We start from the raw sequence: 16,476 nt of genomic DNA, 5'->3' as shown, positions 1-16,476 counted from the left end.
GGGCGGCTCTGGGTACCGTCCCCTGTACCCTCGACTCCGTGAATATCGGATCTCGGACGGACACGATCCCCGGCTCTGGGCGGCGCATCGTGCCGACAGGTGCTCGGAACGTCTCCGTCCTCGTGCAGGCGGCGTCTCAGCACCTCCTCGATGACCCTGCTCTGCTGGCGATCCAGGTGAGTCGGCGGCTGCCTTTCGGCGCACGGGTCCGCCTCGGCCGTCTCCTCGAGAAGGCCCGGCCGATATCGCCTGCTGCCAGTGCTCTGGGGTCGTTCATGGCCGGTCGAGATGCCGCTGCGGTGAGGACGCTCGAGTGCCTGAACACGGAGCCTCGTCGTCGTTCCTCCAGAGTGGCGGGGGAGGTGGCGATCCTGCTGGATCGCCTCGACCTGATCCCTGCCGATGCCTCGGCGACGACTCGTGCGCGAGCCTCGTGGTCCCGGGGGGATCTCGGTGAGGCGGTGCGCATCCTGGACGAGGCGGACGCCGGGAGGACGCGCTACTCACAACGCCTGCGCAGCGAGCTGCAGCTTCTGCAACCGGGATTCCGGCTGCCGACGAGCTCCCAGCGACAGCTGCACGGTCATGGATCCCGCTCGGCGGACGGCCCGGTGAGGGTGCTGCATCTGCTGACGAACTCGCTCCCGCACACCCAGTCCGGATACTCCCTGCGCAGTCATCGGATCCTCACGGCGCTCCGGGACCAGGGCGTCGAATCCGTGGCGCTGACCCGCACCGGTTATCCGGTCATGGTGGGCGTTCCGACGGCACGCGATGAGGACGTGGTGGACGGCATCCGTTATGTGCGGACGCTCCCGTCCCGATTGCCGCAGACCCAGCAGGAGCGGCTCCACGTGGAGGTCGAGCGTGCTCTGGAACTGGTCGAGGAGTTCCGACCGCAGGTCATCCACGCGACGACCAATTACCTCAATGCACTGGTCGCCCAGGCCGTCTCCGATGCGACCGGGATCCCCTGGGTGTTCGAGGTCCGGGGCCTCATGGAGAAGACCTGGGTCGCGTCGCACGCGAGCGACGAAGGGCGGGAAGCGGCCACCGCCTCGGAGAAGCACCGGCTCATCGTGGCCAAGGAGGGCGAGCAGGCCCGTGATGCGGGCGCCGTCGTCACGTTGTCGACGACGATGGCGGACGAGCTCGTCTCCCGAGGCGTGGATCGCGACATGATCACCTTGGTCCCCAACGGGGTCGATGAGTCCCTCTTCGAGGACCACGTCAGCACGTCCCGGGCGCGGGAGATGGTCGGGCTGGACGACGACACGGGCTGCGGGGCCGATGCCTTCCTCGTCGGCGCTGTCAGTGCGCTCGTGGACTACGAAGGGTTCGACGTGCTGCTCCGCGCTGTCGCGCACCTTCTGCAGGATCCGCGCACGCCCGACGGGCTGCGCCGGCGCCTCCACGTCGTCCTCGCCGGCGATGGTGTCTCGCGTCCCGTCCTCGCCGATCTCGCCGGTGAGCTGGGGATCGGCGACCGGGTGCATCTGCCGGGAAGGGTCCGGCGTGACCAGGCGCGCCGCTGGGTCGAGGCCTTGGACGTGGTGGTCGTTCCTCGCAAGGACGTGGCGGTGACCCGTTCCGTCACCCCGCAGAAGCCGATCGAGGCGCTGGCCCTGCGTCGACCGCTGATCGTGTCGGACCTCCCGGCACTGCGTGAGGTGATCCCAGAGACGGAGTCGGACGGTATCGCACAGTGCGTGCCTGCTGAGGATCCGCGTGCGCTGGCAGCAGCCATCGTGGCCTCGAGCGAGCGAGCGACGAGCACCGACCCCTGTGAGGTTTCGGCCTCATCCATGGTCCAGCGGCGCTCCTGGCCGGGACAAGTGGGACGATACGCCGTGGTGTACTCACGAGTGACGAGCGGAGCAGAGGAGGGCGATACCCATGGCATCTGACGTGAAGACTCCCCAGCAGATCGTCGGCGCCCTCGAATCCCGCGGTTATCAGGCGCAAGGGCTCACGCCAGTCGGTGTGCGGCCCCGCCTCGGTGAATACCTCGCCCAGCTCTGGGATCGCCGGCACTTCATCTGGATGGACGCCCGCCACCGCGTGGCGACACAGAACAGCCGCAACCGCCTGGGCAGCGCATGGCTGCTCCTGAAGCCGATGCTCGATGCGGCGATGTACTTCGTGATCTTCGCGCTCATCCTGAAGGTCACCCGCGGGATGGAGAACTTCCCGGGATTCATCATCATCGGCGTGCTGATGTTCCGGTCCACCATGCGGGCGATCAGCCAGGGGCCCAGTCAGCTGGTGTCCGGGAAGGCGATGATCCGGGCCTTCACCTTCCCCCGGGCCTCCCTGCCCATCTCCGCAGAGATCCGCGAGTCCCTGCAGATGGTGTACACCGTGGCGATCATGGTCGTGATGATCATGGTGGTGCCGAACCATGAGCAGCCCGAGGTGACGTGGCTCCTGGTGCCGGTGATCTTCGTCTTCCAGTTCTTCCTGAACCTCGGGATCTCCCTGGTCATGGCGCGGGTCGGGTTCATCTTCCCGGACATGACTCAGTTCATGTCCTTCGTCGGGCGGTTCCTGATGTACGGATCGGGCGTGATCTTCCCGATCGAACGCTTCCTCACGAACCCCATCGCCTCGGCACTGATCGCCGTGAACCCGATCTACCACATGCTGGTCCTGTATCGAGCAGTGCTCATGGACGGCACGGTTCCCGCCGCTGAGCACTGGCTGATCCTCGGCGCCTGGTCAGTAGGGCTGACGGTGTTCGGGTTCCTCTTCTTCTGGCGAGGTGAGGCCACGTATGGCAACGAGCAGTGACGTGACGCAGGGCGACGGGACCAACGGCGAGAGCCCGGCGGATGAACGCTGGCACGCGCCGGAGTCTTCTCCGGTGACGGTCGTCGCGCACAACGTCCGGATGCGGTACCGGGCTCTGCGGACCGACAGGACCCCACGGACCGGTCTGCTCGGGAAGTTCACGCGCAAGCAGATGGTGAACGTGGCAGCTCTCCGAGGCGTGTCCTTCACGGCCCGTTCCGGGGAGTTCGTGGGGATCATCGGGCGCAACGGGTCGGGGAAGTCCACCTTGCTGCGCGCGCTCGCCGGGCTCGAGGCGCCGAGCACCGGCACCGTGCTGACCTCCGATCGTCCGGTCCTGCTGGGAGTCAGCGCGGCACTCATCCCCGAGCTCACCGGCGCGCAGAACGTCAAGCTCGGTGCGCTGGCCATGGGGCTCACCCCGGCGCGAGCGGAGGAGATCTTCGAGCAGGTCGTGGAACTCTCCGCGCTGGGAGAGGCGATCGATCTCCCCATGAAGACCTATTCGTCCGGCATGGGATCGCGCCTGAAGTTCGCGATCTCCCTGGCGGCGGACCCGTCGATCCTGATGATCGACGAGGCGCTGGCCACCGGAGATGCGACGTTCGCCGAGCGGTCCAAGAACGCGATGGACAAGCTGCTGGAGAACGCGGGCACTGTCTTCCTGGTGAACCATGCAGCGCAGACCATCGAGAACATGTGCTCGCGCGCCATCTGGATGGAGCGAGGGCGGGTGGTGCTGGACGGTGACGCCGTGGAGGTGGCCCGCAAGTACCGCTGGTTCGCTCACAATCTGGCTCAGGGCGACGAGGACAAGGCGGCGGGCCTGCTCCGAGACGCCGTGCTGGAGGGGGAGTCGCAGCGACGTGCTGAGCAGCTGTTCCCCGTGGGTGATGCGGAGCCGGCAGGAGGGGACCGCACTCGCGACGTCGCCCCGGAGTTCGAGCCCGACCCCTTCACGAAGGCCTACGACCGGAACACTCCGTCTCTGAAGAAGCCCTTCCCCGCAACGATCTTCCCTCACGACGACAACTGATACATCCCGATCCCCGAATCATCCCGATCCCCAAGGAGAACATTGTGACTCTGCGCATCATGACTATCTACGGCACGCGTCCCGAGGCGATCAAGGTCGCCCCGATCATCAAGGCGATCGAGAAGGACGACGAGCTCGAGAACGTCCTTGTCGTCACCGGACAGCACCGCGAGATGCTGGACCAGGTGAACACGATGTTCGACATCGTTCCCGACCATGATCTGAACATCATGGCTGCCGGACAGAGCCTGAACGGGATCGTGGCCAAGGTGATCAGCGGGGTCGACGCGATCCTGGAGGAAGAGACGCCTGACGCCGTGATCGTGCAGGGCGACACCTCGACGGTCATGGGCGCCGCCGTCGCGTCGTTCAACCGTCAGATCCCGGTCCTCCATCTCGAGGCGGGCCTGCGCTCGGGAGACATCAACTCCCCGTTCCCCGAGGAAGCGAACCGCAAGCTCACCAGCCAGATCGCGGCGCTGCACCTCGCGCCGACCTCGACCAGCAAAGCGAACCTCACTCGTGAGGATGTCAGCGAGAACGACATCGTCGTCACGGGGAACAGCGTGATCGACACCCTGCTCCACGCCACCGCGACGCTCGAGGTGCGCTTCGATGACGAGCGCCTGGAAGAGCTGCAGAGGAGCCTGGGCAGCGACGGGCAGGAGCGCATCCTGCTGGTCACCGCTCACCGCCGCGAGAACCTGGGATCGGCCATGGAGGACATCGGCGGCGCGGTGGCAGACCTTGCGCGCACGTACCCGGACCTGACGATCGTGTTCCCGATCCACAAGAATCCGAAGGTTCGCGCTTCGATCCGACCGGCGGTCGAGGGCCTCGACAACGTGCTCCTGATCGAGCCGTTGCCGTACGCCCAGTTCACGCGTGCGCTGAGCCTCGCGAACATCGTCCTGACCGACTCCGGCGGTGTCCAGGAGGAGGCCCCGAGCCTCGGCAAGCCCGTGCTGGTGATGCGGGAGAACACGGAGCGACCGGAGGCTGTCGTCTCGGGAACGGTGAAGCTGATCGGCACGCACCGCCAGCGGCTCGTCGACGAGGTCTCTCACCTGATGGATTCCCCCGAGGCCTATGAGGCGATGGCGAATGCCGTGAACCCCTACGGTGATGGCCAGGCGGCGGCGCGTACCGTGGCCGCGATCAAGTGGAAGTTCCTGGGCAACGAGCGCCCGGTCGACTTCGGAACCCCTTCCGCCTGAGAGCACTGCAGCCTCAGCATCTGGTAGGACGAGCAGGAACGAGATGACGACTATGCGTGAGCGACTTCGAACAGCGATCCTGGCGGCTGGAGCGGGGTGGGCGATCTTCGTGATCGTCCTGGCCATCGCAGCGGCGATGGGATCCTGGGTCCTGGCGATCATCGCCGCGGTGCTCGGGCTCGTTCTCGTGCTGTCCTCGTGCTTCGTGGCGATGCGTCTCGCCGCGCGGTTGAGTGGAACCACCGACCGCCTGGCGACCCGGGCGAAGAACCTCGAGCAGCGTGCCGGCGTCGTCGAGCAGAATGCGGAAGCTCTCGAGCAGGGAGTGGACAGGGTCGGATCCCGCGTCGGCGACGTGGAGGCCTCGTCCGCCGATCATGGTCGCCGGATCGATCGCGCGGAGACGTCGTCCGCTGATCACGATCGTCGGATTCGTGGCGCGGAGGCGTCGTCGGCTGATCACGGTCGCCGGCTCGACGAGACGGTCTCCTCGGTCGCGGGGCTCGATGCGGGCCTGGCAACGACCACGCGATCGCTCAGTGAGCTCGACGAGCGCGGCGCCCGCCAGGACGCGACGCAGAAGGAGCTCGTGGAGAGCCTCGACGCCCGATTCGTCGCCGGTGACGAGGTGGCTGCGTCGCTGCGTCGCTCGGTGGTGAATGCGCGCAACGCGCAGAAGCGGTCCGCGGAGCGCCTCGAGACGGTCCGCAAGGACCTGCGAGTTCTGCGGAGCCGCGTGCCCAGCGGCTTCCTCGACCCGCTGGAAGGGGAGGTGTCCACCCTGCAGGAGAGGTCCAGGGAGCAGGCGCGCACGTCCTTCGAGACGGCGATACAACTGGGGCGCAGCCCTCGAGCCGTTCTCACGCCGGGCAGCGCGAGGAAGCTCTTCGAGGATTACACCTCCCGGGGCGATTACCTGCGCGTTCGTCCCCTGCTCGACAGCTTCGACCTGCTCGCGGAACTGAACCTCACCACCTCGCGGGCGGTCTACCGGTACTTCCGCGCCACGGGATACTGGGAACTCGCCGCGCAGGCTGTCGCACGCGTCCATGAGAAGTCCGGTCGAGAGAACGACGCGAAGGCCGTGGCGAAGATCGAGCACGAGATCTCGCTGTTCTCCCAGCCCTTGCTCGTGAACCCCGAGCTGCCGGACGGGGATGCCCACGACCCCTCCGGTCCGATCCTGCACATGGTCGGGCGGGTGCTGCCCGAGACACAGACCGGCTACACCCTGCGCACCCAGTACACGGCCCTCGCCCAGATCCGGAAGGGTCTGCCGGTCGCGATCGTCGGCCAGTCCGGGATCACGGAGCATGACATCGAGCAGACCGAGCACTATGTGCACGGCGGGGTCGACTACTACCTGCTGCCGGGCGCACCCCGGAACGAGCTGCTGCTGGACGAGTGGCTTGCCGAGAACATCCGCGGCTTGGCCCAGCTGGTGCTCGAGGTCCGCCCCAGCGTCCTGCACGCCCAGTCGGATTTCTTCAATGCGCTCATCGTCCACGCCGTGGGCACCAAGTACTCGATCCCGACCGTGTACGAGTCGCGGGGCTTCTGGGAGGAGTCGTGGCTCTCGCGCACCATCGACGCGAACGGTTGGGGAGACGGCGCAGACATCCTCTTCTCGATGTACGGGCTGCCTGATGCGTACACCCTGAGGAAGCGTGCTGAGGAGATCGCCCGGCAGCTCCCCGATCATGTTTTCACCCTCGCCGAGGTCATGCGGGACCACATCATCGAGTCCGCGCAGGGCCGGATCGCGGGGGACTCCGTCTCGATCGTCCCCAATGCCGTCGAGGCCACGAACTTCCCCGTGCAGGAGAGCGACCGCGACCTGGCCGAGGAGATCGGACTCCCAGCGGATTCCCTCGTGGTCGGCTACATCTCGTCGATCGTCGAGTACGAAGGCATCGACACTCTGATCGACGGATACCACCTCGCCGCCGCCACCTCCGATCGCCCGCTGTGCCTGCTGCTGGTCGGGGACGGGGCGTACCTGCCCACCCTGCGCGAGCGCGTCGCCTCCGCAGGGATCGAGAACGTCTTCTTCACCGGGCGCGTCCCCCACGAGGACGTGCTGCGGTACTACGGACTGATCGACCTGTTCGTGGTGCCCCGCAAGGCATCAGCCGTCGCGGATCTCGTGACGCCCCTGAAACCGTTCGAGGCGTTCTCGACGGGGCGCACCGTGATCCTGTCCGATGTCGGCGCCCTGCAGGAGATCGCCCGGCAGTCCGGTGCCGTCGAGACGTTCCGGGCCGGGGACAGCACCGATCTCTCCCGGAAGCTCCTCGAGCTCATCCAGGATCCGGAGCGCCGCCAGGAGCTCGGCCAGATCGCCTCCCGCTGGGTCCGCAACTACCGGACCTGGGACAACAACGTCAGCGAGTACTACCGGGTCTACAAGAAGCTGGGCTACACCGGTCCGTCCTCGCTGAATCTCGAGTCGGAGGTCCGGCTCCGCGAGCGCGGTGTGAACGCGGGCGACCTCCTGGATGCTTTCGAGCTGCTCCCCGAACCCCCGCTGACCGGATGGTTCTCCCTCAGCGAGATGAAGCAGGACGCGCACGACATCGTCTCGACCGGCTGGGCCTTCGAGGAGTTCGAACCCGTCCGCGTCACGGAGTGCCCGGATTGGGCTGCCGTCGGCGAAGCGAATCGCACCTGGGGATTCAATCTCCATACGTGGAAGTTCATGGAGCCGCTCCTGCGGGAGCACTCGCGGACCGGGGACCGTTACTGGCTCGAGACGAGCCTGGACATCGCCCTGGACTGGATCGGGACCTACGTCGCCCCCGATGCCCCTGAAGATCCGATGGCCTGGTACGACATGGCCCTCGCCCTGCGGGCTCCGATGCTGCTGAATCTGCTCATCCGCACGGCACGCCATGACGATCTGCACCCGCAGGCCACCGTTCTCATCGACGCGATCCTGCGGCATGTCGACGAGCTCCACGAGGATCGGGCGTTCAACCCGAACAACAACCACGGGTTCTACACCGCGGCCTCGCAGCTGCACCTGGCCAAGCACGGCTCGCCGCTGCCGGGCGTCGAAGCCCTGCACGACGACGGCGCGGCGCGACTGCGCACGATGGCCGACCGCCAGTTCGCTCCGGACGGCGCGCATCTCGAGCATTCGCCGGAATACCACCGGATGCTTCTCGGCTCGTTCGAGCGCGCAGTGCAGGACGGGCTCGTCGGCGACGAGGACATCCGCGAACGGATCCGGCGCGCCGCCGAGGTGCTCGGCTGGATGGTGCAGCCCGATGGATACCTGGTGCAGTTCGGAGATACCCCCGCGACCTACATGACGGTCGAGGACGCGCCCTCCCTGGATCCGCACACGCAGTTCATCCTGAGCGATGGACGTCGCGGAGAGGCACCGAGCAAGGAGCTCGCAGTGTTCCGGGACGGCGGGTACGCCTTCGTGCGCTCGCCTGCTCCGCAAGGCCCCGGGGAGCTCGCCGCGAGCGGCTATCTCGCCGTCAGCGCAGCGTTCCATTCCCGCGCGCACAAGCACGCCGATGATCTCAACATCGTCTGGTACGACCGGGGCACCGAGATCCTCGTGGACTCGGGCCGCTACGGCTACGGCGACCTGCTCCCTGCCGATTCGCCCCTGCGCAAGAAGGGGTTCTACTACGGGTCGCCGGAGCGCCAGTACGTGGAGGGCACCCGTGCTCACAACACGGTCGAGATGGACGGCGAGGACCAGGATCGTCGAGATCGTGCGCCCTACGGCAGCGGCATCGCCGAAGCCGTCCAGGCGGACGGAGTGTTCGATCTGTCCGCCCGCGTCCACCACGCCGACTACATCCATCGCCGACGCGTCGTGTACACGCCGGGGCGACAACTGCTCGTGAAGGATGCGATCTTCTCGCAGTCACCGGACAGTCGCAGCGCCGTGGTCTGGTACAACATCGATGGCGCATTCGAACTCGTCGAACGCGACGAGGCGCTGGTCTTCGAGCGTCTGGTCGACGGCGAACTGCTGCGGCTCGAGGTGACGGGGCCGGGTACCCTCGTCGATCCGGTGCGAGGAGGCCAGAACCCTCTGCGCGGGTGGCGCTCGCGGCGGGACCGATCCCTGGAACCGGTCTGGTCGGTCGGATTCAACGTGCCGGTTGAGACCCGGGCCGCGGTGGACACGCTCTTCCGGCTCTCGTGATCGCCCTCCCCGCAAGGTTCCCCGCATTTTAAGGACACCATGACAGAGAACGATGACCTGGCCGCAGACGGTGACCTCTTCACCTCCTCGGACCTGGCTCTGCGTCGACGCGACGTCGAGATCGAGCAACTGCTGACCGCTCTGGGTACGGCGCAGCTCCCGGATCTCACCGGATGGTTCTCGATACAGAAGATCAAGCAGAGTGCCTCCTCCGTCTTCGAGGACGGGTGGAAGTTCTCCCGCTTCGATCCGGTCCTGATCGCCGAACTCTCCGACTGGGCGCAGTACGGAGTCGCCCACCGCTCGTGGGGTTTCCACCTGCATGCCTGGGAGTTCATGGACCCGCTGCTCCGCGCTGCGGATGACGAGGACGGCGACCTCTGGTTGCGCCGGATCGTGCAGATCGCGGTGGGCTGGATCCGGATCCACCGTGGAGCCGACGACGAGGCCGACCCGATGGCCTGGTACGACATGTCCCAGTCGTTGCGCATGCCCCGGCTGATCGCGATCACCCTGCGCGCCGCCCGGCACGGAGGCATGCGGGAGCAGACGGTGATCCTCGCGGAGGCGCTCGCCTGGCACCTCGACGAGCTCCATCAGGACCGCGCGTTCAACCCGCGCAACAACCACGGCTTCTACACGGCGGTCTCGCAGGTCCACGCCGGCCGGCACCTTGCCATGTTGCCGGATGCACCTCGGACCGCGGAGGAGGGCGCTGAGCGCCTCGCGCTCATGGCACGTTCGCAGTTCGCCGCCGACGGCGTCCATCTGGAGCATTCCCCCGACTATCACCGCATGCTGTTGAACTCCTTCGAGCTCGCCGTGCGGGACGATCTCATCGCCGACGAGGAGATCCGGCAACGGATCCAGCGCGCTGCTCACGTTCTGGGGTGGATGATCCAGCCCGACGGGGCGATAGTGCAGATGGGGGACTCCCCGGAGACGAACGTCCTGGAGAAGGTCCCGGATTCGATCGATCCCCATACCCGGTTCCTCCTCACCGACGGCGCATCGGGCGAACCCATGTCGGAGGAGCTCGCAGCCTTCGCCGAGGGGGGATACGCCTTCGTGCGTTCGCCGCAGCCGACCGCACCGGGAGAGTTCGCGCGCAGCGGGTACCTCGCGTTCAGCGCGGCCTACCATTCGCGGGCACACAAGCACGCCGACGATCTGAACGTCGTCTGGTACGACCGCGGCCAGCAGATCCTCACGGATGCCGGGCGCTTCGGCTACGGCGAGCTGCTGGATCGGGAGTCACCGCTCCGGGCAGAGGGCTATTACTACGCCGCACCGGAGCGTCAGTACGTCGAGAGCACGATGGCGCACAACACGCTGATGGTCGATGGCCGCAACCAGCGCCGCCAGGGACGGAAGCCCTACGGGAGCGCGCTCACCGACTGCGTCCGCAAGGGCGATCGCTTCGACCTGTCCGCGCGGGTCCGGCACCCCGACTACGTCCACCGCCGCCGTGTCGTGTACACGCCCGGGAAGGAGCTGCGTCTGCTCGACGCCATCCATTCCCGCCTGCCGGAGCCCCGTGAGGCCGTGGTGTGGCTGAACATCGATGGCAGCTTCGAGCTGGAGTCCGTGGGGGAGGAGATCGTCCTGCGCGCAGAAACCGTGAACGGCCCGCTGCGCCTCGGCGTGAGCGGCCCCGGCCGTGCACTGGAACCGGTGCGCGGCCAGCACGAGCCGTTGCGGGGATGGCGGTCACGCACGGACGGTGCCCTCGACCCCACGTGGTCCCTCGGCTTCACCTTCCCCCTCGAGACCCGAGCATCCGTCGAGACGCGCCTGCACTTTCTCTGATCCCACCCCGATCCGCCCCGAACCCCACGACACGACCGGACGCTCTCCTCGTTCCCCTGGAAGCAGGTACACACCGTGAACATCAATTTCGTCTGCGTTGCGCGCACTCCCGCGGCCCGCGACGTCCTGCCGACGCTCCTGAACGGGGTCGTCGAGGATGCCCGCCGAATCTTCGGCGAGGCCGTGGACCACGTGCACCTCGATGACCGCACTGCACTGTTCAATGCCGACCGGATGGAGGGCGCTTGGCAGGTCCCCACCTGGTACGAGGACTCCGGCGAGATCATCGCGGTGTCCCAGCCCCCGATCCCGGTCGACCACGATGCGACCCCGTCGGACTACTGGACGGGCCTGGCATCCCTGGTCCGCTCGGGCGCGCTCGGGCGGCTGCTCCCCAACCACTTCGGCATCCACCGCCGGGCCGACGGCTCCGTGCGGATCTGGGCGGACACGCTGGGGATCGGCCGCTGCTACTACGTCGTGACCGACGACTTCGTGGCGGCCTCGAACCACATCGGTGTGCTCGCACACTTCGTCGATGGCCCTCTGGAAGCAGATACCGAAGCGATCGCCCGGTATGTGCACGCCGGCTGGTTCACGCAGGACGACTCGCCGATCCGTGGCATCCGTCGGCTGCGCGAGGCCGGAGTTCTCGACGTCTCGCCGACCGGCGAGGTCGCATTCGGGGAGCACACCGACCTCACCGACCTCGTCGGGGAGCGCGAGGCGCGCCCTGATTACGAAGGGGTCATCGCGCAGACTCGCACGATCGCCCGGAATCTCGATGCCCTGAGCGTGCGCAACTCGACCCTCTATCTCAGCGGCGGGCGCGATTCCCGGATGACGGCCTCGATCTGGTTGAGCGGCGGGGGCAGCGCCCGAGTCATCACATTGGGCACTCTGGAGGCCGAGGCCGACATCGCCAAGGAGCTCATGGCGGACTATGCCGGTCAGGAGCAGGAGGGCCAGGAGGTCCGCCATGACCTCACCTACCCGAGCCCGTCGACCATCACGATGCCTCTGAGCGAGCGCTTCGCCAACGCCTTCGACATGTGGGACGGGGACGCGGCACCGACCAATATTCGATCGAACGTGCGCATCCCGGGCGGGCGCGCAGGCCTCAGCATCGGCGGGGTCGGCGGCGAGATCATGCACGGCTACTACTACCACCGTCCCGGGGACCTCGAGAAGATCGCGAAGCTCGATCACCCTGTGGCCTACGCGGCGAAGAGCTTCCGCGGCGGGCTCCTCACCCCGGAGGCCCAGTCATCCATGGATGGGTTCTTCGATCGCAGCTACGAGCGCGCAGCACGTCACGGACTGCCGGGCCTGGTCTCGCTCGACTACCTGTACCTCACCGAGAAGTTCCGCAGGTGGGGCAACCAGGCGCTCGGATCGATGTCAGCGATCATGCTGTCCGGCCCGGCGTACGTGCGGGCATGCTTCGACCTCGACCCGCAGGAGAAGATCGACAAGATCTTCCCCGACGAGATCGTGCGCCGCGCCATCCCCGGCTGGGCCGACGTGCAGTACTACAAGGCCCAGGTCTCGGATTCGAAGAAGTCGATGAAGAAGAAGCTCTCGACCTATGACACGGACTCCGACTATTTCCACGAGATCTTCCGAAACCCTCGGCTGTGGCCGCAGTTCTTGGAGCGCGAGAAGATCGACGGCTATCTCGAGACGATCCAGGGCGACGACGCCCTGCCGGTGCACGAGTCGTGGCTGAACCGAGCGATGTGGATCGACCACATCGATGAGCACATCGCCGCTCTGAACCGACGCGTGCGGGAGGTTCGCACCCGATGACCACGCACCCGCTCCTGGCTCGGTTGGAGACCGGGTATTTCGCGCCCCGCCCCCACGACGTGCGCACCGCAGAGAACCTCATCCAGGGGCGGGTGCGTTTGGGGGACACCACGGTGGGTGTCCGTTCCACGTCGTCGTTCGACGAGACCGGCGAGCTGAAGCGGGTCCAGGTATTGGCCCTGCAGTCGTTGCGCTGGATCGATCCGCTGCGTCGTGCACCGGAGGCGGTGCCCGATGCCGCGGCGGCCTGGACACGGATCGTGATGACCTGGGCCGCCTCCGCTGGAGCACAGGATCCCGCCTCCGATGCGTGGCGCTCGATCCCGCTCGAGCAGCGGTCGACGGCGCTCGCGCTCGGCGCTCCTGAGGGGAGCGAGGCGATGTCGCTGATCCCGCTCCACATCGAGCGACTCACCCGCCTGGACGAAGAGGCCGGCTCCGCGGAGCGCCGTCTCCAGCTGCTGCAGATCCGTCTCGCCCTCCAGGTTCGTCAGGGCGACGATCCGGAAGCGCTTCGCGAGAGCGCGATCGCGGCTGCCGCAGGTGCGTTCACCGAGGACGGATACGCGGTGGCGAAGGACCTCTCCGAGGTCGCGACTGCTGCGGCCGCCTGGCGAGAGGCGCTGTCCGAGCTGGGGGTCCCCGAGCAGCACGACATCTTCGGCCGGATCGGCGCCACGGGCTTCTGGCGTCAGGCGCTGGCCCCGGACGGGACACTGATCCCAGTCGGCGGAGCAGTCCCGGACCAGATCCCCGGGGCCGACGACCCCCGTACCCGATATGTCGTCACCGGGGGAGCTGAAGGGTCGGCTCCGGCCGAGATCTCCCACGTCGACCCGTCGGGCTTGGTGAGCCTTCGCAGCGGGTGGGGGGAGACCGAACGCGATGCTCGGGACGAGACCCTCGTGACCATGCTCCTCGGCCCGGTCCGTGGCCGGGAGGCGCATCATGATCCGGGCCGGGTGACCTACAACTCCCAGGGCCGAGCGTGGCTCGTGGATCCCCTGGATCCTGCCGCCGCTGAGGCCGCGACGCACTCCGTGGTCGACGTCGAGGACGTGCGCTATCGCGTGAACGGGGGCGCCGAGCTGATCCGGCACTACGTGGATGACAGCGTCGAGGGACTCGTCGCCAAGGTGAACGTGCACCTCCAGGTGCAGTGGTCGAGGCACCTGGTCTACGCGCGCACCGGGAACTACATGATCGTCGAGGACACGGTCCGATCCTCGAAGGAGTACGCCGGCCACCTGCAATGGATCGCCGCCCCGGATGTCGAGGTCGAACCGACTCCCCGCGGTTTCCTCCTGCACGCAGACGGCCGCTCGGTGGCGATCCAGGTCTCCGGGCTTCCCCTCAAGGACCACGAGATCGCCGAGGTCAGCGATGAGACCGGCCGGCGCATCGCGTGGCGGATCAGGGTCCCGATGATCGGGACCAGCAACCGCGTGGTGTCGATCGTCGCGGACGTCGTGGATTCCTCCGTGTTCGATGCCCACCGGGTTGCGCGCGGGGGCAAGGAGTTCACCGTGAACATGCGCGACAAGCACCTGGACGAGACCTTGGTGGTGACCCCGGAGCTCTCGATGGTGGTGCCGTCGGGGCTCGACCCGGACGAGGCCGTCGCGCGGACCATCGCTATCGGGGCCGCCGGGAACCTCACGCCCCAGGAGTCTCTCGACCAGCGCGTCGACGTGCGCCGCGCCATCGAGGCGGTGAAGGACGAGGTGCGCGCCGAGGGCGGTGACGTGCCGGCTCGTCTGCGAGGCATCGACCGGCTCGTGGCCGCCGGCGAGGAACTGCGCGTCAATGGCCTGCGCGACCACGGTTTCGGTGCGGCCCTCATCGATCTCGCCGGGACAGATCTCGCCGAGCGCGTTGCCCCGCACCCGCAGGTGGGGAGCCTGCGCCGAGGGCCGCTGGTGCGATTCGGGCAGGAGGAGCTGATCCAGCCCGGTTACGACGTGCCCGTGCGCACCACTCTGGACGCGGCGGCGGTTCCTGACGGGGTCACCGAGCCATTCGTCTGGAGTGTCGATCTGGGTCAATTGGTGCCCTCGGCGTACCTGCGTGATGGGGAGGGCGACGTCCTGACCGTGTACTTCCACGGTGCCACGGATCGCACGAAGTTCACCATGCCCCGGTACGAACGTCTGCGGTCCATGCCGAAGCTGGGACTGGGGCCCGTCATGTTCTTCTCCGATCCGTGCTTGGATCTCGACTCCCGCATGCTCCTGTCCTGGTACGTCGGCACCGAGGACCAGGACCTCCACCGGGAGATCGCGCGGATGATCGAGGCGTACGCCCGCCGTCGCGGTATCGAGAAGGTGCTCCTGGTCGGCAATTCGGGAGGGGGCTTCGCCGCGCTCCAGCTCGGCGCCTACCTCGAAGGAACCCGCGTGGTCTCCTTCAACCCTCAGGTCCAGGTCGACAGGTACGTCCCGCGGATCGCGGAATCGGCGCACTGGGCACTGTTCGGTCGGGACACGGTGAGTGACGACCCGCAGAACGCGCCGCGCATGGACCTCATCGAGCGCTACCGCCGCATCGGGTTCGACCAGGACGTCCTGCTGATCCAGAATCCGGGGGACGACCACCATCATCAGGAGCACTTCCTGCCGTTCACCGAGGCGTTCGCCGCCTCCGAGCGCTCCGAGCGCCTGCGCACGCTGACCCCGTACCTGGGACCGGGACATCGCGTGCCGGGTTCCGAGGAGTACCTGCAGATCGTCCGCGAGGAGGCCGGCGCGCAGTCGGATCAGCCCTGGAGGCTGCGAGGATTGCGGGACCTGGGCGCATGACCACCTCGAGCGACGTTCCCACGGCGGCCGATGCCTGGATCCAGCATCAGATCCGGCGCACCATGTTCGAGCACGCGATGGGCGGCTCCGTGGACACCGGCGGTCTCGGGGCGGTCGCCCTGCGATTCGATCATGGGCTGGTCAACCTGTCCCAGCACATCCTGCCGCTGACCATCCCGCGACGCTTGGTGGTGTCCCTGGCGCACAACCCGCGCACGGGTGACCTCCGGGAGAATCGCGGTGTGGGGATGGACGAGGTCGATGGCTGGGTGCGCGCACGGCACGTCGAGGTCTGGAATCATTCCGCCTCGCATCGCGGCGTCGCCACCACCGAGGACCTGATGGACGAGGTCGTCGCGTCGATCGGCGAGATCGAGGAGCAGCTCCCTTCGTCCCAGGGCAAGGTGTGGGGATTCAACCCGCCGGGGATCCCGGGGGAGGACTACGCCGGCTTCGCGAAGGGCTCGCGCCCGCAGGAGTGGGCCACCGAAGCCGGACGGATCATCCTGGCCCATCACGCCGTGGCCTCCGGGCACGTGCCCGGCACCGCGCAGCGACTGCTCGATGGCCAGGTCAGGGACGGCCTGGCCCACGTGACCATCGATGCGAGGCCCGTCGAGGAGATCATCGCCCGCATCGATGCTGCGGCCAGCAAGAAGAGAGGGCTGCAGTTGATGCTGCATCCCTCGCGGCTCGGCATGGACGGAAAGCTCAGCCTCGAAGGATTCACCGCGGTGCTCGACCATCTCGTGGATCTGAGGGATCGCCGAGAGCTCGTGACGCTGTCTCCCTACCAGCTGCTGCTCGCGGATGCGCGAGGTCCGGCAGCAGCTCGCTGAGTCCTGT

General features: G+C 67.4%; 9 protein-coding genes. All 9 read left to right on the top strand.

The genetic code is table 11. The features are described 5' to 3' along the window. Positions 1–38 precede the first annotated feature (38 nt). Entirely contained in the window at positions 39–1,907 is a 1,869-nt protein-coding gene (locus INT51_RS13800; RefSeq protein WP_193105905.1) for a glycosyltransferase, read from the top strand. Continuing rightward, positions 1,897–2,790 (top strand): ABC transporter permease, encoded by an 894-nt coding sequence (locus INT51_RS13795; protein WP_193105904.1) that lies wholly within the window; start codon positions 1,897–1,899, stop codon positions 2,788–2,790. The genes INT51_RS13800 and INT51_RS13795 overlap by 11 nt, the downstream gene beginning before the upstream one ends. Next, positions 2,774–3,826: an ABC transporter ATP-binding protein gene (locus INT51_RS13790; RefSeq protein ID WP_193105903.1), complete on the top strand. Its 1,053-nt coding sequence runs from the start codon at positions 2,774–2,776 to the stop codon at positions 3,824–3,826. The genes INT51_RS13795 and INT51_RS13790 overlap by 17 nt, the downstream gene beginning before the upstream one ends. 44 nt (positions 3,827–3,870) lie before the next feature. Then, a complete protein-coding gene (gene wecB / locus INT51_RS13785; protein ID WP_304502194.1) occupies positions 3,871–5,043 on the top strand; it encodes a non-hydrolyzing UDP-N-acetylglucosamine 2-epimerase in 1,173 nt (390 codons plus the stop codon). Between the two features lie 43 nt (positions 5,044–5,086). After that, positions 5,087–9,214, top strand: coding sequence for a heparinase II/III family protein (locus INT51_RS13780; protein WP_193105902.1), 4,128 nt, complete (start codon positions 5,087–5,089; stop codon positions 9,212–9,214). Positions 9,215–9,253: 39 nt separating this feature from the next. Further along, positions 9,254–11,023, top strand: coding sequence for a heparinase II/III family protein (locus INT51_RS13775; RefSeq protein ID WP_193105901.1), 1,770 nt, complete (start codon positions 9,254–9,256; stop codon positions 11,021–11,023). A 75-nt stretch (positions 11,024–11,098) separates the two neighbouring features. Next, positions 11,099–12,832 carry a hypothetical protein gene (locus INT51_RS13770; RefSeq protein ID WP_193105900.1) on the top strand — a complete coding sequence of 578 codons (1,734 nt, stop codon included), beginning with the start codon at positions 11,099–11,101 and terminating at the stop codon, positions 12,830–12,832. Continuing rightward, positions 12,829–15,630 (top strand): alpha/beta fold hydrolase, encoded by a 2,802-nt coding sequence (locus INT51_RS13765; protein WP_193105899.1) that lies wholly within the window; start codon positions 12,829–12,831, stop codon positions 15,628–15,630. Before INT51_RS13770 ends, INT51_RS13765 begins: the two co-directional genes overlap by 4 nt. After that, entirely contained in the window at positions 15,627–16,469 is an 843-nt protein-coding gene (locus tag INT51_RS13760; protein WP_193105898.1) for a hypothetical protein, read from the top strand. The genes INT51_RS13765 and INT51_RS13760 overlap by 4 nt, the downstream gene beginning before the upstream one ends. The last annotated feature ends 7 nt before the right edge of the window (positions 16,470–16,476 follow it).

It is taken from the genome of Brachybacterium sp. FME24, from assembly GCF_014897705.1.
In the GTDB taxonomy this organism is placed as follows: domain Bacteria; phylum Actinomycetota; class Actinomycetes; order Actinomycetales; family Dermabacteraceae; genus Brachybacterium.
This window is presented reverse-complemented; position numbering and strand designations above follow the sequence as displayed.